Source organism: Emergencia timonensis, assembly GCF_900086585.1.
Classification (GTDB): domain Bacteria; phylum Bacillota; class Clostridia; order Peptostreptococcales; family Anaerovoracaceae; genus Senimuribacter; species Senimuribacter timonensis.
Window position 1 is genome coordinate 1,326,815 of record NZ_FLKM01000008.1, and the last position, 22,136, is coordinate 1,348,950.

Annotated in this window: 17 protein-coding genes; 16 read left to right on the forward strand and 1 reads right to left on the reverse strand. The window is 42.6% G+C overall.

Features of this window, described 5'->3' with window-relative positions; translation table 11 throughout:
• Positions 1-11 precede the first annotated feature (11 nt).
• From abc-f to BN6539_RS07490, 3 genes are all read left to right on the forward strand, one after another.
• Positions 12-1,961, forward strand: coding sequence for a ribosomal protection-like ABC-F family protein (gene abc-f / locus BN6539_RS07480; protein ID WP_067536023.1), 1,950 nt, complete (start codon positions 12-14; stop codon positions 1,959-1,961).
• Between the two features lie 96 nt (positions 1,962-2,057).
• Positions 2,058-2,294 carry an acyl carrier protein gene (acpP, locus tag BN6539_RS07485; RefSeq protein ID WP_067536026.1) on the forward strand — a complete coding sequence of 79 codons (237 nt, stop codon included), beginning with the start codon at positions 2,058-2,060 and terminating at the stop codon, positions 2,292-2,294.
• Between the two features lie 109 nt (positions 2,295-2,403).
• Positions 2,404-3,072, forward strand: coding sequence for a redox-sensing transcriptional repressor Rex (locus tag BN6539_RS07490; RefSeq protein ID WP_067536030.1), 669 nt, complete (start codon positions 2,404-2,406; stop codon positions 3,070-3,072).
• Between the two features lie 92 nt (positions 3,073-3,164).
• Here BN6539_RS07490 and BN6539_RS07495 read toward each other — a convergent pair whose 3' ends face one another.
• Positions 3,165-3,335, reverse strand: a complete 171-nt coding sequence (locus tag BN6539_RS07495) for a DUF362 domain-containing protein (protein WP_067536032.1) — start codon at positions 3,333-3,335, stop codon at positions 3,165-3,167.
• 70 nt (positions 3,336-3,405) lie between these two features.
• Here BN6539_RS07495 and BN6539_RS07500 point away from each other — a divergent pair, with 70 nt between their 5' ends.
• The 13 genes from BN6539_RS07500 (at position 3,406) to mobT (ending at position 22,120) form a co-directional block, all read left to right on the forward strand.
• Positions 3,406-4,230: an Asp23/Gls24 family envelope stress response protein gene (locus BN6539_RS07500; protein ID WP_067536035.1), complete on the forward strand. Its 825-nt coding sequence runs from the start codon at positions 3,406-3,408 to the stop codon at positions 4,228-4,230.
• A gap of 96 nt (positions 4,231-4,326) precedes the next feature.
• Entirely contained in the window at positions 4,327-5,178 is an 852-nt protein-coding gene (locus BN6539_RS07505; RefSeq protein ID WP_067536036.1) for a DNA-3-methyladenine glycosylase family protein, read from the forward strand.
• Positions 5,179-5,477: 299 nt separating this feature from the next.
• On the forward strand, positions 5,478-5,756 hold the full coding sequence (locus tag BN6539_RS07510) for a co-chaperone GroES (protein WP_067536044.1): 279 nt from the start codon (positions 5,478-5,480) through the stop codon (positions 5,754-5,756).
• A 22-nt stretch (positions 5,757-5,778) separates the two neighbouring features.
• Positions 5,779-7,425: a chaperonin GroEL gene (gene groL, locus BN6539_RS07515; protein WP_067536048.1), complete on the forward strand. Its 1,647-nt coding sequence runs from the start codon at positions 5,779-5,781 to the stop codon at positions 7,423-7,425.
• Positions 7,426-7,663: 238 nt separating this feature from the next.
• On the forward strand, positions 7,664-10,768 hold the full coding sequence (locus BN6539_RS07520; RefSeq protein ID WP_067536051.1) for an ATP-binding protein: 3,105 nt from the start codon (positions 7,664-7,666) through the stop codon (positions 10,766-10,768).
• Positions 10,769-11,234: 466 nt separating this feature from the next.
• Positions 11,235-13,847: a hypothetical protein gene (locus BN6539_RS07525; protein WP_067536056.1), complete on the forward strand. Its 2,613-nt coding sequence runs from the start codon at positions 11,235-11,237 to the stop codon at positions 13,845-13,847.
• 383 nt (positions 13,848-14,230) lie between these two features.
• Positions 14,231-17,275 carry an SrtB-anchored collagen-binding adhesin gene (locus BN6539_RS07530; protein WP_009273766.1) on the forward strand — a complete coding sequence of 1,015 codons (3,045 nt, stop codon included), beginning with the start codon at positions 14,231-14,233 and terminating at the stop codon, positions 17,273-17,275.
• 234 nt (positions 17,276-17,509) lie between these two features.
• On the forward strand, positions 17,510-17,836 hold the full coding sequence (locus BN6539_RS07535) for a YdcP family protein (protein ID WP_004843348.1): 327 nt from the start codon (positions 17,510-17,512) through the stop codon (positions 17,834-17,836).
• Positions 17,837-17,851: 15 nt separating this feature from the next.
• Positions 17,852-18,235, forward strand: a complete 384-nt coding sequence (locus tag BN6539_RS07540) for a YdcP family protein (RefSeq protein WP_004843349.1) — start codon at positions 17,852-17,854, stop codon at positions 18,233-18,235.
• Positions 18,236-18,321: 86 nt separating this feature from the next.
• On the forward strand, positions 18,322-18,807 hold the full coding sequence (locus BN6539_RS07545) for a DUF6560 family protein (RefSeq protein ID WP_004843350.1): 486 nt from the start codon (positions 18,322-18,324) through the stop codon (positions 18,805-18,807).
• Between the two features lie 91 nt (positions 18,808-18,898).
• A complete protein-coding gene (locus tag BN6539_RS07550; RefSeq protein ID WP_004843351.1) occupies positions 18,899-20,290 on the forward strand; it encodes an FtsK/SpoIIIE domain-containing protein in 1,392 nt (463 codons plus the stop codon).
• Positions 20,283-20,774 carry a hypothetical protein gene (locus BN6539_RS07555; protein ID WP_009905022.1) on the forward strand — a complete coding sequence of 164 codons (492 nt, stop codon included), beginning with the start codon at positions 20,283-20,285 and terminating at the stop codon, positions 20,772-20,774. The genes BN6539_RS07550 and BN6539_RS07555 overlap by 8 nt, the downstream gene beginning before the upstream one ends.
• Positions 20,775-20,923: 149 nt before the next feature.
• On the forward strand, positions 20,924-22,120 hold the full coding sequence (mobT, locus tag BN6539_RS07560; protein WP_025489600.1) for a MobT family relaxase: 1,197 nt from the start codon (positions 20,924-20,926) through the stop codon (positions 22,118-22,120).
• Positions 22,121-22,136: the final 16 nt, after the last annotated feature.

The window sequence follows — 22,136 nt, forward strand, 5'->3', positions numbered from 1 at the left end:
GGGAGATTTACATGGTAATTTTATCAGCAAAAGATATAACGAAAACCTATGGCGTGGACACGATTTTAGAAAACGTGTCCTTTCACGTCAATGAGGGAGACCGTATCGGTATTGTCGGCGCCAATGGAGCAGGGAAGACTACTCTGCTCAACATTCTCTCAGGCCAGCTTGCGGCGGACGGCGGAAATTTTTTCATGTCGCAGAATCAAGTCATAGGTTACTTAAAACAGAAGGATAACTTTGACAGAGAGAATACAGTTCTGGAAGAAATCCACAAGATATTCAAACCTCTTGAAGAAATGGAAAAAGAGCTGACGGCGCTTTCTCTTAAAATCAGCGAGCTGGGCGCTGAAGCCGGCTGTGAAATGAACCGCTATGCAGCCTTGACAGAGACTTTTAAAAATGAAGGCGGTTATTCTTACAAAAGCGAGATTTCTGGTATTCTAAACAGCATGGCTTTTGGAGAAGAGTATTATGACAAGAAGATCAGCACCCTCAGCGGCGGTGAAAGAACCAGACTGGCGCTGGCCTGTCTGCTTCTGGAAAAACCGGATATTTTGTTCCTGGACGAGCCGACCAACCATCTTGACATCGGCACGCTGAAATGGCTGGAGCAGTATCTAAAGAGCTATAAGGGCACAATCATCATGGTATCCCATGACCGATATTTCCTCGATCAGATGACAAATCGAATTTTTGAAGTGGAGCACCACAAACTGAAATGTTATGAAGGAAATTACAGTGCTTTTGCTGAGAAGAAGCGGGCCCTTCGAGAAGCCGAAATGCGGGCTTACAATAAACAGCAGACGGAGATTAAGAGGCAAGAGGATCTGATCAGACGCTTTAAGGAGCGGGGCACGGAGAAGCTGGCGAAACGAGCCGCATCCAGAGAAAAACGATTGGATCATATCGACCGGCTGGATCGGCCCGAATCGGAACTGGGCAAGGTAAAAATTCACTTTCGTCAAGAATATCAAAGCGGCAACGACGTTCTTCACGGGGAGGAACTGGCAAAATCCTTCGGTTTCGGCGCCTCTCGCAGAGAACTCTTTGAACATGTGAATTTTGATATCAAACGGGGCGAGCGAATCTGCATCGTAGGTCCCAACGGCGTAGGGAAGACGACACTGCTGCGGGTTATGATGGAGGAGCTTTCTCCGAGTGAAGGATATCTGAAAATCGGACACAACGTGCTGTTCGGATATTACGATCAAGGACAACTGCTTTTAAACAACGAGGCTACTGTCATGGACGAAGTCCATGACTCTTACCGGCTGTATAAGGACAGCGAGATCCGTTCCATCCTAGGATGCTTCTTATTTAAGAACGATCAGGTGTTTCTGAAAGTCGGATCGCTTTCCGGCGGCGAGAAAGCCAGGCTGGCTCTCTTAAAATTGATGATGAGCGGCGCCAACGTGCTGGTCCTGGACGAACCGACCAACCATTTGGATATCGACTCAAAAGAGGTCTTTGAGGACGCTCTCATGGAGTATCCGGGAACCGTCATCGTCGTCTCTCACGACAGATATTTCCTGAACAAAATACCGACCAGGATTTTGGAACTGGAAAAAGAAGGCTTAACTGAATATCTGGGCACTTACGACTATTATGTGGAGAAAAAAGCTTCTATCGAATCGGGCAAGCGGTATTTAAAAGAGATGTCAGAAGCAGAAAAAGTGAATGGGGCAGAAATAGATTTTGACCAGGGGACAAACCTAAGTCCGGCAGAAGAGCGAGCGCTTAAGAAGAAAAAAGAAGCAGAGGAACGGCGCAGGATCAGAGAAAAAGAGAGGCTGGAGTCTTTGATCGAGGAACTTGAAGACAAGATTGGGCAGACCGAAGGTGAAATGTGCAAGCCTGAGAATCTGGCAAATACTGGACTTTTGACAGAACTCGACGAAAAAGTCAAAGATTTGAGGGTAAAATTGGAGGAAGCGTACGACAATTGGATGGAATTGTAATAGATTTAGTAAAAACTTGAAATTTTGTCTTGCATTACATATAGTAGTCAACTATAATAAGTTTTGTAATTTAGTAACGACAAATGGAGGTTAGTTATGGCTTTTGATAAAATAAGATCAATTATTATGGAGCAGCTGAGTGTAGAGGAGTCCTTAGTGACGATGGACACAAATCTGATGAAGGATTTGGAAGCAGACTCTCTTGACGCTGTGGAAATCATCATGGCGATCGAGGAAGAGTTCGATATCGAGATTCCTGACGAAGAAGCTGAAAAATTCCAGTTGGTAGGCGATTTAGTTAGATACGTTGAAGAAAATTGTGAACAGGAATAACAAGGAAAACCCGTCAGCCTCTGACGGGCTTTTTGTATGATAGAAGATATGGAATTCCTATCATTCAAAAAGAAGGTTGAATGATGTCCGATGAAAGGTGGGATGACAAATGAAAAATGCAAAGATATCCAATGCGGTAATTAAAAGGCTCCCGAGATATAGAAGATATCTGATCGAGCTGAGAAAAAAGGGAGTGGAGAAGATATCCTCCAAAGAGTTCAGTAATCTGATCGGATATACAGCATCCCAGATTAGACAGGACTTGAACAATTTTGGCGGATTTGGACAACAGGGCTACGGCTACAGCGTCGATGGCCTTTACGATGAGATCAGTGCGATCCTGGGACTGGATAAAGAATACAGAATGGTTATCATGGGTGCCGGAAATCTGGGACAGGCCATCGCCAAGTATACGCACTTTCATAAACAAGGTTTTAAGGTCTGCGGTGTATTTGAAATCAGCCCGAATTTGATCGGCAAGGATTTGGACGGCATCGAGATTATGGATTATGAGAACATCGTAGAGTACGTGGAGGAAGAAGAAATTGATATCGGCATCATCTGTGTCAATCAGAACAACGCACAGGAAGTTGCCGACAAACTGTCCTTTGCAGGGGTAAAGGGGATCTGGAACTTTGCTCCCACAGATATCGAAGTGCCAAAGCATGTAGCTCTGGAGAATGTACACTTATCTGACAGCTTGCATTCGCTGGCATACCATATGAACGATATCCAGAAAAAGGATCAATCAAAAGAGAAGGCTAAGAAGGAAGAGTAGGCGGCGACGGCTTGTAAGACAATGACGTTGCCGTATAAAAAAATAAGGCTGTTTCAAAAGAAGCAGCCTTATCATTTGGTAATAATGAAATATTAAGCCTCAACTGGAGCATCGACTGGGCAAGCACCAGCACAAGCGCCGCAATCAATGCATTTATCAGCATCGATTACATATGTACCGTCGCCCTCAGCGATAGCTTCAACTGGACATTCTGCTGCACAAGCTCCACAGCTGATGCAAGCGTCTGTAATTTTATAAGCCATGATATATCCTCCTTTAAGACATGTCTTGAATTCGAATTCTATTATAGCAGAAGGGCGAGTATAAGTAAAGATGAAAGTTTATACTTTGACGGGTAAAAGTGGTACTGGAAAGTCATACCAGGCCATCAACCTATGTAAGGAAAAAAACATAGTAAGCATCATTGACGACGGCTTATTTATCTACAAAAATCGAGTGGAAGCGGGAATATCCGCCAAGCGTCAGAAGACAATGGCAGGGGCCATCAAAACGGCGCTGTTCACCTTGGACGAGCATGCATCTTCAGTGGCAAAACGGATACAGGAGCTGAACCCATCGTCTCTGCTGATTATTGGAACCAGCGACCGTATGACAGACAGAATCGTCGCGCGCCTGGAACTGCCGCAGGTCAGCGAGCGCATCTATATTGACGATATTACCACGCCAGAAGAGCGGGATATCGCTGATAAGCAGCGGCACATGCAGGGGAAGCATATCATTCCTGTTCCTACGCTGCAGCTGAAACGCGATTTTGCCGGATATTTTCTGGATCCTCTGCGTATCTTCCGCGGTCTGAACGTTGGCGGCAAAGCCCAGTTTTCTGAGAAAACAGTCGTCCGGCCGACTTTTAGTTATATGGGTGAGTTTTTTATTTCTGACACTGTATTGACAGATATTGCCTCCTGCGTTGCAGGCGAAGTGAAGGGGGTTGTCGAAGTCATAAAAGTTTACGAGAATACGGCGCCAGATAATTTAGTGGTAGATGTTTCTATCACCATTGGAGAGGGCAGCCCCCTTTGGGAGACTGCGATGGATTTTCAGCAGCGCTTGGCGGAGGTGATCGAGTATATGACGGCCTTTAATGTGGTTAAAGTGGACGTAGAAATCAGCGGCATCGCCAGAGGCATTTGGGGCTAAAGCAGATTGTGCAAAGCCCTTTCCAGATGCTGGTCTTTGCTGTAAGGATCGTCTTGTGGTAAGATAAGTAAAACTACATAGAAGGACGAACGAAGGATGGATGAATATATTGTAAAAAATGTAAAGGACTTTCGCTTAGACCATGTCTTTGAATGCGGCCAATGTTTTCGATGGGAAAAGCAGGCCGACGGCTCTTACACCGGGACGGCGATGGATCGAGTGGTCAATATGCAGTTTGTCTGCGGCGATCGAGCCAGTGAGCCTGAGACAACAGGGGATTTGATTATCAAAAACTGCACGGAAGAAGATTTCCTGCAAATCTGGAAACCTTATCTGGATTTAGACAGAGACTATGGGGAGATAAAGAGGACCTTGACGGCTGATGATCTGGTGATGGGCGAAGCGGTGGCATGCGGCCAAGGGATTCGGATTTTAAAACAGGACCTCTGGGAGACCATTGTTTCTTTTATCATATCGCAGAATAATAACATTCCTAGAATCAAAGGCTGTATTGAGAACTTGTCTCAGATGTTTGGACTGCCGGCAGGCGAATACGCGGGCCGGACCTATTACAGTCTGCCCGGACCGCAGAAGCTGGCAAGTCTGACGGCGGAGGACCTGGCGCCGGTCAGACTTGGCTACAGGACTAGATATTTGCTTGAGACAGCAAAGATGGTGTGTGAAAAGGGACTGCCGGAGGATGAAGTTCAGCTTTCGGCATTATGCGGCGTAGGTCCAAAGGTTGCGAACTGTATACTCCTGTTTTCAATGGGCAAGTATGACAGCTTTCCCATCGATGTCTGGATGGCGAGGGTGATGAGTCAATTATATGGCATTGATGAAGGCGATCATAAGGGGATGTGTACTTATGCCCAGGAACACTTTGGCCAACTGGGAGGTTTTGCTCAGCAATATCTCTTCTATTATATTAGGGAAAAAAATAGATGAAACGTGTCGAAAGCTGTAGGCAGTGAATAGGGCAGGGGAGAAGAGGGGAGACTCTTTATGGGGAAAAAGAAGGCAGAAGTAAGGCAGTCTGGATTTTAGACTGCTTTTTTTAAAACATAAAGAAAATTTCACATAAAAATTTGCAAAAAAATATTGACATCAGAGCAAGAAAGACCTACAATAAAGAAGATGATTAGCACTCGAATTAATTGAGTGCTAACAAATCGACACGAAAGATGTGTCAGAACGCAAAAAAAACAGTACATAATAATATCAACATAAACTAGGAGGTAGAGAAAATGAGTTTTGGAATCAAGCCACTTGGCAGCAGAGTTGTGATTAAGAAATTAGAAGCTGAAGAAAAGACAGAAGGCGGTATCATCCTTGCGAGCGCAGCAAAGGAAAAACCACAGACAGCCGAAGTCGTAGCAGTAGGTCCTGGAACAAAGGACGAAGTGATGGAACTTTCTGCAGGGGACAAAGTTGTATTTTCTAAATACGCAGGAACAGAGATCAAATATAATGGTGAAGAATACACAATTATGAGCCAGGGCGATATACTGGCAATCGTAGAATAATTAATCAGGGAGGTAATGAAAAATGGCAAAGGATTTATTTTATGGCGAGGACGCCAGAAGAAAGCTTCAGGTAGGTGTAGATAAATTAGCAGATACCGTTAAAATCACATTAGGACCTAAAGGCAGAAACGTTTTGATCAACAAATCATTCGGATCACCTTTGATCACCAATGACGGTGTAACTATTGCAAGAGAAATTGAACTGGAAGACTCCGTCGAGAACATGGGTGCACAGTTGGTCAAGGAAGTTGCAACAAAGACAAACGACGTTGCCGGTGATGGAACGACGACAGCTACACTGCTTGCACAGATCATCATCAGAGAAGGATTCAAAAACGTGGCGGCAGGCGCAAATCCGATGGTACTGAAGAGAGGCATCCAGGGAGCAGTTGACACAGCTGTTGAAGAAATCAAAAAGACTTCACACAAAGTAGAAACAAAAGAATCTATCGCACAGGTTGCATCTGTTTCTGCTGCTGACGAAACAATCGGCGTTATGATTGCAGAAGCGATGGAAAAAGTCGGCAAGGATGGCGTTATTACAGTAGAAGAATCCAAGACCATGGGTACTACGTTAGATGTAGTAGAAGGTATGCAGTTTGACAGAGGATATCTGTCAGCGTACATGGTAAGCGACACAGATAAGATGGAAGCTGTTTTAGAAAATCCTTACATCTTATTAACCGATAAGAAAATCAGCAACATTCAGGATCTGCTTCCGCTGTTAGAGCAGATTGTAAAACAGGGCAGAAAACTTCTGATCGTGGCAGAAGACGTAGAAGGCGAAGCTTTGACAACATTAGTTCTCAACAAGCTGAGAGGAACTTTCGACGTTGTTGCCGTTAAATCACCTGGATTTGGCGAAAGAAAGAAAGCATTGGTAGAGGATATCGCAGTTCTGACTGGCGCTACAGTCATCAGCGAAGAAGTCGGTTATGACCTCAGAGAAGCGACAGTTGATATGCTTGGTCAGGCAGGCACTGTCAAAGTTGAAAAAGACAGAACTGTTATCGTCAATGGAGCCGGTGAAAAAGCAGATATCGATTCCAGAATCAGCGCTATCAAAACACAGCTTGCAGAATCTGAATCAGAATTTGATAAAGAAAAATGCCAGGAAAGATTGGCGAAATTGGCAGGCGGCGTAGCTGTCATCAAAGTCGGCGCTGCAACAGAAACGGAACTGAAAGAAAGAAAGCTGAGAATTGAAGACGCACTGAACGCAACACAGGCTGCGGTAGAAGAAGGTATTGTAGCAGGCGGCGGCGTAGCGCTCTGCAATGCAATTCCGGCTGTATCTAAATATGTTGAAACTCTGGAAGGTGACGAAAAGACTGGTGCAAAGATTATCGAGAGAGCACTGGAAGAGCCGGTTAGACAGATTGCTGACAACGCAGGCTTTGAGAGCAGTGTAGTCGTTGCAGAAGTGAAGAACCAGAAAGCTGGAGTTGGTTTCAACGCTGCAACAGAAGAGTATGTCGACATGATTGATGCTGGTATCGTTGACCCTGCAAAGGTAACAAGATCAGCAATTCAGAATGCTGCATCTGCATCCGCAATGCTGCTTACGACAGAAGCAGGCATCGTTGAAATCAAAGGAAGCGATCCACTGACAAATGCGATGGCGAATGGCGGCCCTGGCGGAATGGGCGGCATGGGCGGCATGATGTAAGTTAGAATTCCATAAAAACCGCAAGATTCATAGGGGAAACTGCTAGTGACGGCAGTTTCCTCTTTTTATTATGCAGGAAATATCGATAAAATCGATATTGACGCAATATGAAAGAACGTACTTGGCGAAGCGTCAACCCTTGTGAAAAGGTGTTAAGCCGTTTTCGACTGAATAATACATTGCGTTCTGTTACAATCAAGAGTAATATGAAGGTAGAATCTTTGACAGGAGAAAAAATATGGATTGGAAAAGTGCGGCTCCGATATTAGACAATCTGCCGGGAGGCATTGGACTATTCTGCTACGACGGGATAGGCTTTTCTCCTGTGTATATCAGTCAGCAGCTGCTGAAGACAGTGAAGTGCAGTGACTTGACTGAGCTGGAACAGCTGGTTCACCATGAGGACGTTTTTCAGCTGCGCGGCAAAGCAGAGGCCCTTTTGCAGCAGCAAGAACCGCTGATACACGATTTTCGCCTTCTTGATCGAACAAGCGGCGAGTATTTTTGGCTGCGGTTGAAAGCGAATTCCCAGGCTAATGAAGGAAGCGGGCAGATTATCTATGCAGAGGTCACGGACATAGACGCCGAAAAGAAGGCGGAGACCATGCTGACACTGACGGAGAAAACCCTATTTTCTGTCATTGAAGAATCTGGCGTCCAATTTTGGGAATATGACATCAAACATGACAGGGCCTACCTCGGACTTAAATCGCGAAAAGACTATAAAATAGAAGGAATAATTGAAAATTTCCCTGCATCGTGGATAGAAACAGGATACGTACATCCGGACGATGTGGCAGAATATCTCAATATGATGGCCAGATTGAAAAGAGACGCCGGCAGTGTCTGCTTTGATGCGAGAATCTGGAATCCCAACCTAGAAGGTTATGAGTGGAAGAAGATTCATTATACCGCGATTGCAGACGAAAATGGACAACCGGCCAAAGCCTTGGCCATAGCGGTCGACATTCATGATTTTAAACACAGTGAAGAGACGCTGCAGGCGGTCATGGAACAGATGGGCATTACATCATGGGAATATGATATTAACAACAGAACGATTGTTTGCAATGGAGGCTGCGCAAAGACTTTTGATGAGAATGATCTCATTGTCAAAAATATTCCCGAAGCACTTCTGGACAAGAGAGACGTGCATCAGGACGATGCAGATATATTGATGGATGGCTATCAGAAATTGTTTGATGGAGAGAGTCAAGTGAAATTTCAGTGCAGATATTGGGTTTCACGGATCGCACAGTACAAATGGTTTGAAACGGCATACACTGTGATTAGGGACGAAGGCGGAAGCTTTCTGCGGGCTATAGGCACGGCGCGGGATATCGAAAAACAAAAACGAGCTGAGGAACAGTATCAAGACCAGTTAAAGTTTATGAACGACGTCTCAGACGAGACTTTGATTGCCAAAGGCAGACACAACATTTCAAAAAACAAAGTGGAATTTTCTGTAGAACGCAGTTCTTATGCAATACCTGGCATGGAAGGCGAGGCCTATGATCAGTTTATCGAGAAGCTGATCAGACAGCCTTTGAGAGCGCATAAGCGTGAAGAACTTTCCCGCATTTTGTCCCGCAGACAGTTGATTGACTGCTTTGAAAAAGGAAGCAATCACTTTTCTGTTACGTATCAACGGAAGACGAAAGACGGTAAGCTGATCTGGGTGGAGACCACCTTAAGAACTTTCTTGCAGCCAGGCAGTGAAGATATCATCTGCTTTGCTTATACCTATGATCGAACTGATAGCGTGCTGCAGCAGCAGATTGTCAATCGTGTCGCTGACATGGAATATGATTTTCTCGCCATATTAGAGGTAGAATCTGAATCCTTTCGGCTGGTCACAGTAAATGGCAAGGCAGAAACGCAGAAAATGTCAAAGAAGATGCATTCTTTTGAGAGCTACAAACAAGACCTCAAGAAAAGCGTTTTGCCTGAACAACAGCAGCAGGTTATTGCGAATTTGGATTTTAGCTGCATTATTGATAGGCTGAGGGATTCTGATACATATTTCTTTATGTTCTCTTTTATTGAAAACGGCGAGTTAAGAAGGAAAAAGCTGCAATTTGCCTATTTAGATGAAAGCAAGGATCTTATTATGTTTACCCGCTCCGATATGACGGATGTTTACGAAAATGAACAGGCACAACTGCGACGCATAGCGACAGCCTTGAGAGAAGCAGAAGAAGCCAATCACGCGAAAACCGACTTTTTATCGAGAGTCAGCCACGATTTGCGGACGCCGATGAACGCTATTTTGGGCCTCTCTAATCTGGGACTGGAAACTGACGACGTGGCAGAGCTGAAGGGTTATATGGAAAAAATACAGTCCTCTGGTCAATACCTCTTGAGCTTGATTAACGACACGCTGGACGTCAACAGAATTGAGAGCGATCGATTGGAAGCACACCAATCGAAAATGAATAATTTGACATTAATTGAGCCAGTCGTATCTACTGGCAAGATTTTGGCAAAAGAAAAAGAAGTGCGTTTTGTTGTGGATCTCAGCGGAATGACTGCGGGCATGATAAAAGGAGATATCATCAATATCAGACGAATCTTGAACAATCTGGTTTCCAATGCCATTAAGTTTACTGATCCGGGCGGAACGGTGGAATTGAAGGTTGAAGAAGGACCCTCCAACAATTTGCGGCAGAGGGAGTCGATGCTGTATTGCTTCACCGTAACGGATAATGGAATCGGGATGAGCAAATCTTTTATGAAAAGCATGTATGAACCTTTCGCACAAGAAAACGAAGCTTCCTATATGGAGAAGGGATCTGGACTTGGACTGACGATTGTCAAGAAACTAGTCGAATTACTCGGCGGTGAGATTGAGGTAAAGAGCGCCTTAGGCAAAGGGACTGTCTTTAAAATTTATCTGAGTCTGGAGAAACGTGAAACCAGTGCAGAAGAAAAAGAGGAACGGTTTGCTGAAGCTTCGATGGAAGTGCTGTACGGGAAACAGATTCTCGTCTGTGAAGATCATCCACTAAACACCCTGGTGGTGAAGAAGCTCCTTTCCAAAGTCGGCTGCACTGTAACCACTGCAGAAAACGGTCAGCTGGGGCTGGATATTTTCAGGCACTCACCGCCTGAAACCTTCGCTGCGATTCTGATGGACATTCGCATGCCTGTGATGGATGGGTTAGAAGCGGCTAGACAGATTCGTCTGTTAGATGAGGATGTTCCTATCATCGCACTTTCCGCCAACGCCTACGATGTAGATGAAGAAAAGTCGGCAGAAGCAGGTATGAATGCCCATTTATCCAAGCCGATTGAACCGCAGCTATTGTATGAAACCCTACTAAAATATGTAAATTTTCGGTAACAATTGGGTTTAGTACCAAGAAAATTGCCGTATTGACACCTCCGTTTCGGCCGTACAAGCAATGGCTGCATCCCCGCAGAATGGGTATTTTCAGACGTTTTTCGACTTTTAACGAGAAACCGTCTGCAGGACTGGATTAACAAAAAATATCGCCAACCCATAATTTGCTATTGGAAAAGCAGTTGTTTTATGGTATAATGTGAACAAATGAAATACAAGTGCATAATGATGCATGGCCAAACCGGTCCAGATTGTGTACTAGCATTGATACATAAGGCTTTCAAGGTATTTAAAAAAACCAAATTATGGGATATTTTTATCCCTAAAATGTAAAAAATGCTTGCCAAGTTGGGTTGATTTAGGTTATACTCATTGTGAACTATCATTTCATTTGTAAGTTTTGTGCAAAAACGCGCATAACTATAATCTTACAAAACGTACAAAAAAAGAGGGAGGAATTCTTAAAATGAAGAAATTTTTAACAGTGCTTCTTGCATTGTCAGTTGTCTTCACTTACACAGTTGGTACTGCGTTTGCGGCTGAGCCTACATATGCTCAGAGATTAGCCCAGGCACACGAAGCTGTTCTAAGTTCATTGGGGACAAATTATGATAGCATGGTTAAGACTCTTGCTGACAAGACTGTTGATACAGACTATAATGTAAGCAAGGCTGCATGGACCAAAGCTGCTGCTGATGTAAAAACAGCACAGGAAGAATTGATCGGTAACAGAGTTAAGGAGCTGGCTGCTTTGTCTGCTGATGCAAGTTACAAAGATTTGTCAGCCATCGAACTGAGTGATGCAATTCTGGCAGCTGCTGATTCTACAGTAACCAGCACTCAGCCTACAATCAAGGTATCTGAACTGGCAGGTGCAATTGATGAAGACACTGCTGCAAGGTATCAGTTTGATCTTGATAAGGCAGAGTTCTTAAAGAACATCAACACCGTTAACCTTAACGCTTATTCAACTACAACACCAAAAGATGCCACATCATATTATGATCAGGCTAAAAAGGTTGTAGACGATTTGATTGCTGCAGTTAATGCTGCTGCTGTTGCTTCAACGGCAGATGCTGCTGCTGTAAATTCAGCTTATAAAGGCTTAAAAACAACAGTAACAGATGCTACAACAGGTATTAAAGAAAGCACAGTGGAAGGCGTATATGTTCTTACATCCACTACAATCTTAACGATTGACCAGGAAGCAGGTCAGGCTACTACGTTAGAAGCTGCAAAAGCTGCATTAAAAGCTGCAGTAGCAAAAGAAGCTGCCGCTTATGTAGCAGCAGAGATTGCAAAACCTGACTATAACATGACTGAGATTAACAAAGTGAAAGATGCTTTTACTACCGCAGAACTGTATAAAATCGATGCCCTTGAAAAACTAAGTGATGCACAATTATATACAGTTGAACCTATCTCATCAGCGATTGCAGCAAACGTTGTTAAAGTTGTAAATGCTGTTGCTGATTTAAATCAGTACGCTGCAAAGTATAAAGCTGAAAAAGATGCTAGTGGAAACGTTATCAGAGATGCTGAAAAAGTAGATGCCGAAGTGAAGAAGGCTACTAAAACTGCTTATGCAGATTTAACGTCTGATGCCTATAAAGCTGCAATTTCTACTGCAGAAGGTAATATCAAAGATAACTGCAACCTTGCTACATTAGATGCAGATAAGGTTGGAACCGCTAAAGCAACTGTAGAAAAAATTCGCAAAGAAGCTACTGATGCTTACTATGATTTGGAGTTAGCTAAAGTCAATGCAAAGCTGGATGAGCTGATTGCAAAGATTGATGCTGCTAAGACTGATGCTGAACTGGCTAAAGTTACAATTCCAGCAGATCTTGCTGCTGCACAGGCAGCTGGCGCAGTTCTGTATGGAATTAACACCCAGACTCAGGTAAAAGCGTTGTATGATGCAGCATTAAAGACTGAATTTGATGCTTTAACTGGCAAACTTACAAAATACGCTGATCTGCTAAACTCTGGTTTAACTGGTGATGCTGTAAAAGACTTCACTAATTATGACGCAACTTATTGGAAAGATTTCTGTGGTGAAAACGGTGCAAGAACTGCTGCCGAAGTCACTGCTCTATATGACAAGGCAAAATCTGTATTAGATGCTGTTAAGAGCAAAACAGATGTTAAAGCTGAAAGAAAAACAGTTGAAGATAAGATCAAAGCCCTTCCTACAACTATCACAGCTGCAGATGCTGTAGTCGTTGAAGATGCATGGAATGCAATGAATGCATATCTAAAGAACAATAACATTAAGGCTGTTGATAATGACGTTACTAACGCTTATCTGTTGACTAACGCTATTACAGATCTTTATAACGCAGAAGTGAAGGCTGTATCTGATGCAGTCAAAGCATTACCAAAAACAATTACTGCTGCTGATAAAGATGCATTGAAAACAATTGTAGGAATGATTAAAGCAATCAACGATAAGAGAGATCTTGGTAAGATTTTTGAAACTAAAGGAGAAGTCAAAGCGTCATCATTCACTCCTAACGTAGAAACAAAGCTTGCAGATATTAGAGCGGAAGAGTTGAAAGCTGTCAAAGCTGCTATTAATGCACTTCCTCTTAATATCACAAAAGAGGATAAAGATGCTGTAGAGGCTGCAAGAAAATTGTATGATGCATATATTGCAGAATACACTGATTATGCAGCCGGCGATAAACCTGCAACTACTGAGTTAAATGTTGTTGCCAAAGATTTATTCAAAGCTGAAGCAGCGTTAAAGGTTGTACAGGACGAGTATAACGAATACCTGAAGAATGGTGTGAAAATGACTACAGCGAAAGCATGGTCAAAGGCATACAAAGGTAGAACAAGGGTTTCATGGAAGAAGTCAGCAGGATTTAAGGTTGATGGATACCAGGTATACAGATCAACTAAAAAGACTACAGGATACTCTTACATGGGTAAGACTACAAAGACTTACATGGACAACAAGAAGAACCTGAAGAAGGGTACTAAATACTACTACAAGGTTCGCGGTTACAGAACCATTGATGGTGAAAAAGTTTACACTCAGTGGTCAACGCTAGCAATTAGAACTGCTAAATAATGTGAACTAAAATACTCAAAACTTAGAAGGCCGGAATTCCGGCCTTCTTTTTTATTCTAATTTAATCACAGTAATGTAAATATTTGTTTTTTTGAGATAAAAACACAATAAAAATCTGATTATCCGCTAAAACACAGTATCTATCAGCATTTTCAAGGAAACAAACACATCAATTTACTACTTATTTACTACTAACGAATGAGCCTTGATACGCAAGTTTTCCTAGATATGCAAAGATATGGTACAACACATCAGTATTGAAACAAGAAAAAATTGAATAACTTATAGACTATGGAACGCCTAACATGACGTTCCTTTTCTATTTCCAGCCGTTCTTATTGGACGGCTATTTTATTACCCAAAATGAAAGGAGCATTAGATTTATGAAAAAGATGTTAAAACGATTGTGTACTGGCTTCTTAGCTCTTGCAACTGTCGTTACTACTTTACCGACGACACCCGTTCATGCAGAAAGCAAGCAATACTGGACGGAGTCAAAAGAGCGTGTCGGTATCGTTGAAAAAGTAATGAATGACGGTTCGATTGGTTCTACTTTTAACGAGGGACATTTGACCGTCGAGGGCGAGGACGCTTACTGTATCGACATTAACACAGATTTTAGGAATGGCTACAAGACCAGAATTGACGCAAGCACCCGTATGAGTGCCGACCAGATAAGCGACGTTGCCTTATCTATCGAATATGTGAAACAGTACACAGACAGCCACAGCGGAATAAGCAACAATCACGCCTACCTTTTAAGACAGCTTGTTGTCTGGCAGAGATTGAGCGTACATCTTGGCTGGCAATGCGACAACGTGAGAGCTTCTTATGATGAAATTCCAAAGGCAACGCAGGACGAAGTTTTCTCTGGTGCAAGAGCCTTTGTCAAAGAAAATAAAGGACGTTATGAATGTGGCGGTTATATCTACTCTGGCGAGGGGCAGGAATTGGGGCAATTCTGGGCGAAGTTAAATATCGGAAATGCGAAACTTAAAAAGGCTACCAGTAATACCAGCATTACAGACGGTAACGGGAATTACTCTATCGCTGGTGCAACATACGGTGTCTTTTCTGATAAGAACTGCACGAAACAGCTTGCCACTCTTACGACTGATGAAAACGGAAATACAGATGTTGTAGAGGTAAAAGCAGGCACAGTCTATATCAAGGAATTATCCGCACCAGCAGGATATAAAGTAGATAAAACTATATATTCCTTAAAGGTTGAAGCTGGAAAAACAGCGACTTTGAAAGTATCTGATACACCAAAAGTAACGGACACGTTGATTGAGCTTTTCAAGATTGATATGGAAACACAGAAAGACAATCCGCAGGGGAACGCTTCTCTAGCAGGTGCGGAATTTACATGGAAGTATTATGCAGGCTTCTATAATAAAGACAATCTCCCTGCCGAAGCTACTCGTACATGGGTTACAAAGACAATCGCTGAAACAGACAGCGACGGGTCAACCCACTACATCACAAAATTTGCGGACGCATACAAAGTATCTGGCGATAGCTTCTATATGCAGGACGGTAAAGCGGTTCTTCCACTTGGAACGCTAACCGTTGAAGAAACAAAAGCTCCAAACGGATACTTGTTAGACGGTGCATATATGCAGGCTGGCGATAAGTCCGAACAGATAAAAGACTTATACCTTACACAGATTACCGAGGACGGCGACCTTGCCGTATTATCTGGAAGTAACCAGTTTTCCGTATCAGATAAGGTTATCCGTGGCGGTGTGAAAATTCAGAAACGAGATTTAGAAACGGGCGATACCAAACCACAAGGAAGTGCAACTTTAAAAGATACTGCCTTTGACATCATTTCCTTAAATGATAATGCAGTATTGGTTGAGGGCAAGCTCTATAAGAAAAATGAAGTGGTAAAGACAATTCGTACCGATATTGAGGGTATCGCTTCTACTTCTGCTGACCTTTTACCTTATGGAAACTTCCGTATCGTTGAGAGCGAAGCACCAGACGGATATTTGACAGACGGTGCAAAACCGATTGATTTTACAATCACAGAAAATGGAAAAATCGTGGACTTAACCGACGAAGCCCATTCTATCTATAATCAGATTAAGCGTGGAGATATTGAGGGTGTAAAAATCGGTGCAGGCACACACAAGCGTCTTGCTGATGTTCCTTTTAGGATCACAAGCAAGACAACGGGCGAAAATCATATAGTTGTAACTGATGATAACGGGCAGTTTTCCACTTCTTCTGAATGGGCTTCGCATAAGCACAATACCAACGCAGGCAAGACCAGCGAGGACGGTGTGTGGTTTGGAACTTCTGAACCAGACGACAGCAAGGGTGCATTACCTTATGATACCTACATCATTGAAGAAATGCGTTGCGACAGTAACAAAGGCTTTGAACTTATCCCACCTTTTGAAATCGTGGTATCAAGAAATAACCTTGTGATTGATTTAGGAACGTTGACTGATGAATACGAAAAAGAAATCTCTATCCATACCACAGCGACCAGCAAGGACGGCGAAAAAACTATCCTTGCAGGAAAAGAGGTAACAATCGTTGATACTGTCAAATTAAACGGGCTTACAAAAGGCACAAAGTATCAGTTGAAAGGTTGGCAGATGTTAAAGGAAGAAAACGCCGAGCTTATCATTGACGGGAAACGTGTAGAAAACGATTATACCTTTGTCGCTGATGATGAAGAAATGAAAGTGGAAATTTCCTATATATTCAATGCGTCTGCTTTAGGTGGCAAGAACCTTGTTACCTTTGAAGAATTGTATGATTTCAGCAATCCAGACGAACCCGTGAAAGTTGCGGAGCATAAAGACATTGAGGACGACGGGCAGACCGTACTTATCACAGAGCGTATCATCAAAATTCATACGACTGCTACCGATAAGGACGGCAACAAAGAGCTTGAAGCTGGAAAAGAGGTAACAATCATTGATACCGTAACCTTAGAGGGCTTAGAAGTCGGTACACAGTACAAACTGGTGGGCTGGCAGATGTTGAAAAAAGAAAATGCCGAGCTTCTTATCAATGGGAAACGTGTGGAAAGTGATTACACTTTTACTGCTGACAGCGAAACTATGAAAGTGGAAGTTGCCTTTACCCTTGACGCTACTTCCCTTGACGGCAAACAGCTTGTAACTTTTGAAGAATTGTACGATTTAAGCAATCCAGACGATCCGAAGAAAGTTACCGAGCATAAGGATATTGAGGATAAGGGACAGACGATTACCTTTAAGGAAAAGCCAAAAGAACCAGAGAAACCCGAAACACCACCGACACCAGAAAAGCCAAACAGACCGAGCGACAGTCCCAAAACGGGCGATAACACAAACCTTTACGGACTGCTTGCACTTCTTTTGACCTCTGGTGCTGGACTGGCAGGTATCTTCTTCTACAAACGCCGTAAAATGAAAAAATCATAAGGCGGTAACGGTATGAGAAAAGAAAAATCACGCTCTCCGCCGAAGTTGTCAAACGGCAGACTTCCGCTTATTCTGGCTTGTCTGCCAACAACCTGCAAGAACACGGATAGTCAAGGGTGCGTAAGCATTGATTTTACCCTTTACTATCTGTGGGATTGCTGGTACTTCCCAAACCGCCAGAATAAGAAATCACAATCAATTTATCAAAAATAGAAAGAAACGAGGTAAAACAATATGGAAATGAAATATGTCGTGCCAGATATGGTACAGTCTTTTGGAACTCTTGAATTTGCAGGCGAAAGTGAGCCAGTCTTTGAAAGAGATAAAAATAACCGCAGGGTCTTAGCAAGACGAAGCTATAACCTTTATTCTGACGTACAGAAAGGCGAAAATGTTGTGGTAGAAATTCCCGTGCAGGCTGGCGAAAAAAAGTTCAAGTATGAACAGAAAGTAAAACTTGTCAATCCGAAGTTATACGGCAGAGGTTATGCAATCGGGGATATGGGACATACCGATTATGTGTTAGTTGCTGATGATATTGTAGCAGTTGAAGAAAAGTAAAGGAGTGAAGAATTTATGAGATTATCAAACGGGTTTGTTATTGACAAAGAGAAAACATTTGGAGAATTAAAATTTACAGCGGTGCGTGATGTGTTCTTACAGAATGAGGACGGGACACCGAGTACCCAGCTTAAAAAGCGTATCTATGATTTGAAGTGCAGTTTGCATGGTGGAATTATCCCCGTGTCTGTACCGCCAGAAGTACCGTTAAGAGAATTTCCGTACAATGCAGTTGTGGAGCTTGTCAATCCAGTAGCCGATACGGTATCAAGAAAGACCTATACGGGTGCAGATGTGGACTGGTATGTAAAGGCAGAGGATATTGTATTGAAGAATAAAGGCAATCAAAACGTAGGCAGTCCACAGAACCATACACCGCAGGGACAGCCGAAAAAATAGGCTTGCTGAATAGATTTTCGTTGTAGCGGATATATAAAACTGTTATAATATGGGTATGAAAAATTTAATTATAAGGAGTGCTGTTTATGATAAGAGCTATTATATTTGCTGTATTCGTTGTCCCTATTATATCTCTCGTATTAGATAAGACACAAAAAGCAACTAAAAAAGAAAAATTCACAAATACTGTTTTTGTATCACACGCCTATCAAACAGTATGTCATATTTGTTCATTGATAATGGTAGGAATTGCAATAGCTTTAGGATTGTTCATGGGATTTGATAATACGGTGGGACACTCTGTTGTTTTTGCTATTTTTGTTCTATTGATTGAATTTTGTGCGTGGGCATTAAAAAGACATAAGGTAGTAATTGACGGAAATAATTTGCGTATTACTCCTGCTGTTGGAAGAACAAGAGAAATTTCATTTAATGATATTTCCCGTTGCACAGAAAAAGAGCAAATAGGATTGAAAATATTTGTAGGAAACAAAAAAATTTGTACAGTTTCTTGCGACTGTGTTGGATATAAAGAATTTCTTGAAATGTTAAAAGAGAAAAATTTACTCTAATACGTTTCGCCCAAATAAACAGTTATATTATTTTAGCAGTTAGTCTTAGGATTGACTGCTTTTTTCATACCCAGAAAGGAGTGATTGATTTATGCAAAAGATTTTTAACAAAGGACACCGTATCAGAGCCAGCGACAAGCACCTTGTCTACCACTTTTCCATAGGAACGCTTCTGTTTGTATTCGTGGCGGTTCTCCTGCTACTGAATATCAAACAGCTCATGCGTACTGATTGGGAACATTTCAGCTTGTTAGAGAACGGCTTGACGCTTTCCCCTTACAACTTCATAACTATACTGATAGCGACTGGTGTTTGTGCATTGGTCGTTTTTCTGTATTACCACTTCTGTTACGATAGTTTCAAGAAGCTCCTGCACCGTCAAAAGCTGGCAAGAATGGTACTGGAAAATAAGTGGTATGAAGCCGATACCGTACAAGACAGCGGTTTTTTTACTGACCTGCAAAGCAGATCAAGGGAAAAAATCGTCTGGTTTCCAAAGATTTATTATCAAATGGAAAAGGGACTGCTTCATATCCGCTGTGAAATTACGCTGGGAAAATATCAAGACCAGCTTTTACGGTTAGAGGATAAATTGGAAAGTGGCTTATATTGTGAGCTGACCGACAAGACCCTGCATGACGGCTATATTGAATATACCCTGCTTTATGATATGATAGCGAACCGCATTACCATTGATGAAGTACGGGCAGAAAACGGCTGTCTGAAACTGATGAAAAATCTTGTCTGGGAATATGACGCACTCCCTCACGCTCTGATTGCTGGTGGAACGGGTGGCGGTAAAACTTATTTTCTGCTGACGCTTATTGAAGCCTTACTGCATACCAACGCTGTCCTTTACATCTTAGACCCGAAGAACGCTGACCTTGCAGACTTAGGGACAGTTATGGGAAATGTGTATCACACCAAAGAAGAAATGATTGATTGTGTCAATGCCTTTTATGAGGGAATGGTACAGCGAAGTGAGGAAATGAAGCAACACCCGAACTATAAGACGGGCGAAAACTACGCCTATCTGGGACTGCCACCCTGCTTTCTTATCTTTGATGAATATGTGGCATTTTTTGAAATGCTGGGGACAAAGGAAAGCGTGGGCTTGCTTAGCCAGTTAAAGAAAATCGTTATGTTAGGACGACAAGCAGGTTATTTCCTTATCGTTGCCTGCCAGCGTCCAGACGCAAAGTATTTCTCTGACGGTATCAGAGATAACTTCAATTTCCGTGTGGGACTTGGGCGTATCAGCGAATTAGGTTACGGTATGCTGTTCGGTTCAGATGTGAAAAAGCAGTTTTTCCAGAAGCGTATCAAGGGGCGTGGCTATTGTGATATGGGAACAAGCGTGATAAGCGAATTTTACACGCCTTTAGTCCCCAAAGGACATGATTTTTTACAAACAATCGGCAGGCTTGCACAAGAAAGACAAGTCATGCCAGAACAACAAGGAAAGGAAGATGTGATTGAATAAGGACACATTAAATGTTTATCACGCACCCACAGAGAAAAACTACCTCTGTTTGTGCTTGAATACAGATATTTTTACAACGGATTGCAGGAAATATATGTTAGATTGTTTTTTAGATTATTCTGTCAATCCAAATCTGCGATTTCATTCAAGGATAGATAAAATCATTGATGATGTTATTCGTGAAAAAATCAACATTCCTCATAAGTTTAGAATGAGGTTGGAAAGTAGACATTGCGTTGAAAGCAGGATAATCTATTTTCGATTTCGAGTTTTAGATAAGGCTTGTCTGCAATGTAATGTATTTCTTAAAGGGCTGTCTGAAGAAATGAAAGAAGCACTTTCAGATGAAAGAATAGATTTTGCGGTTATCTATGAGGGCATACAAGGTTCACAGCAGGACACAGACACGGACGACAAGGACGGGTTTTGCGGTTCTCAACCGCAAGTTCCGTTCTTGGCGGACGGGGCTTGTCCCGTCCGCTGATAAAACCCCTCGGTATCTAACAGAGGGGTACGTTTGCAAATAGACAATAGACAAAAAACATAGGAAACATAAGGCTTCTGGCATGGTTTCCTAGCAAAAATCGGCTGTGAAGTCGCCTAAAAAAACTTCACACTTTACAGATTGGGGGTATGGTTCTGAATGAAGAACAATGGATAAAAGAATTACGGGAGAAACGGATTGCTTACGGTATCTCACAAGGCAGGCTGGCGGTGGCTTCTGGTATCACAAGAGAATATCTCAATAAGATAGAAAGCGGAAAAATGAAGCCGTCAAAGGAGCTTTTGGAAACTCTGCATAAAGAACTGGCAAGGTTCAATCCAGAAGCACCGCTTACCATGCTGTTTGATTATGTGAAAATTCGTTTTCCCACGCTGGATATACAGCATATCATCAAAGACATATTAAAACTGAATATCAACTATATGCTCCATGAAGATTATGGACATTACAGTTATACGGAGCATTACTCTTTAGGGGACATCTTTATCTATACGTCGGCTGACGAAGAAAAAGGTGTCCTTTTAGAGTTAAAGGGGCGTGGTTGCAGGCAGTTTGAAAGTTACCTGCTGGCACAGCAAAGAAGCTGGTATGACTTTCTCATGGACGCACTCGTAGACGGTGGCGTGATGAAGCGTATCGACCTTGCTATCAACGACCATACGGGCATTTTGGATATTCCAGAGCTTGCGGAAAAATGCAGAAAACGGGAATATATCGGAAAGTCCAGAAGTTATAAGTTTTACCAGTCGGGCGAGCTTATCAAGCATAGAGAGGACGACAGAGAATATATGGGACGCACCCTTTATCTTGGTTCGCTGAAATCAGATGTGTATTTTTGTATCTATGAAAAGGACTATGAGCAGTACGTCAAGTTAGGGACACCGCTTGAAGAAGCCGACATTATCAACCGTTTTGAGATACGGCTTAGAAATGAACGTGCCTATTATGCAGTACGAGATTTGCTGACCTATTATGACGCAGAGCAGACCGCCTTTTCTATCATCAACCAGTATGTACGGTTTGTTGATGAAGAACCCGACAAGCGAAAAAATGAATGGAAACTCAATGACCGCTGGGCTTGGTTTATTGGCGATAACAGACAGAGCTTGAAGCTGACGACAAAGCCAGAGCCTTACACCTTAGACCGCACATTGCGTTGGGTACAAAGGCAGGTAGCACCAACCTTGAAAATGCTGAAAAAGATTGATAAAGGAAACGGTACAGACTACATGGAAACAATCGAACAGCAGGCAAAGCTCACAGAAAAGCATAAAATGATAATCAAACAGCAGACGACCCCTGCAAAAGATTTGGTGGAAAGTTAGGAGTGATAAAAAATGT

Bases quoted from the DNA above. Each gene is read 5' to 3' on its own strand.
- BN6539_RS07535 (WP_004843348.1), top strand. From the start codon at position 17,510: ATGGAAATGAAATATGTCGTGCCAGATATGGTACAGTCTTTTGGAACT.
- BN6539_RS07500 (WP_067536035.1), top strand. From the start codon at position 3,406: ATGAAAGTTTATACTTTGACGGGTAAAAGTGGTACTGGAAAGTCATAC.
- mobT (WP_025489600.1), top strand. From the start codon at position 20,924: ATGGTTCTGAATGAAGAACAATGGATAAAAGAATTACGGGAGAAACGG.
- acpP (WP_067536026.1), top strand. From the start codon at position 2,058: ATGGCTTTTGATAAAATAAGATCAATTATTATGGAGCAGCTGAGTGTA.
- BN6539_RS07550 (WP_004843351.1), top strand. From the start codon at position 18,899: ATGCAAAAGATTTTTAACAAAGGACACCGTATCAGAGCCAGCGACAAG.
- BN6539_RS07490 (WP_067536030.1), top strand. From the start codon at position 2,404: ATGAAAAATGCAAAGATATCCAATGCGGTAATTAAAAGGCTCCCGAGA.
- BN6539_RS07545 (WP_004843350.1), top strand. From the start codon at position 18,322: ATGATAAGAGCTATTATATTTGCTGTATTCGTTGTCCCTATTATATCT.
- BN6539_RS07525 (WP_067536056.1), top strand. From the start codon at position 11,235: ATGAAGAAATTTTTAACAGTGCTTCTTGCATTGTCAGTTGTCTTCACT.
- BN6539_RS07510 (WP_067536044.1), top strand. From the start codon at position 5,478: ATGAGTTTTGGAATCAAGCCACTTGGCAGCAGAGTTGTGATTAAGAAA.
- BN6539_RS07520 (WP_067536051.1), top strand. From the start codon at position 7,664: ATGGATTGGAAAAGTGCGGCTCCGATATTAGACAATCTGCCGGGAGGC.
- abc-f (WP_067536023.1), top strand. From the start codon at position 12: ATGGTAATTTTATCAGCAAAAGATATAACGAAAACCTATGGCGTGGAC.
- BN6539_RS07530 (WP_009273766.1), top strand. From the start codon at position 14,231: ATGAAAAAGATGTTAAAACGATTGTGTACTGGCTTCTTAGCTCTTGCA.
- groL (WP_067536048.1), top strand. From the start codon at position 5,779: ATGGCAAAGGATTTATTTTATGGCGAGGACGCCAGAAGAAAGCTTCAG.
- BN6539_RS07495 (WP_067536032.1), bottom strand. From the start codon at position 3,335: ATGGCTTATAAAATTACAGACGCTTGCATCAGCTGTGGAGCTTGTGCA.
- BN6539_RS07505 (WP_067536036.1), top strand. From the start codon at position 4,327: ATGGATGAATATATTGTAAAAAATGTAAAGGACTTTCGCTTAGACCAT.
- BN6539_RS07540 (WP_004843349.1), top strand. From the start codon at position 17,852: ATGAGATTATCAAACGGGTTTGTTATTGACAAAGAGAAAACATTTGGA.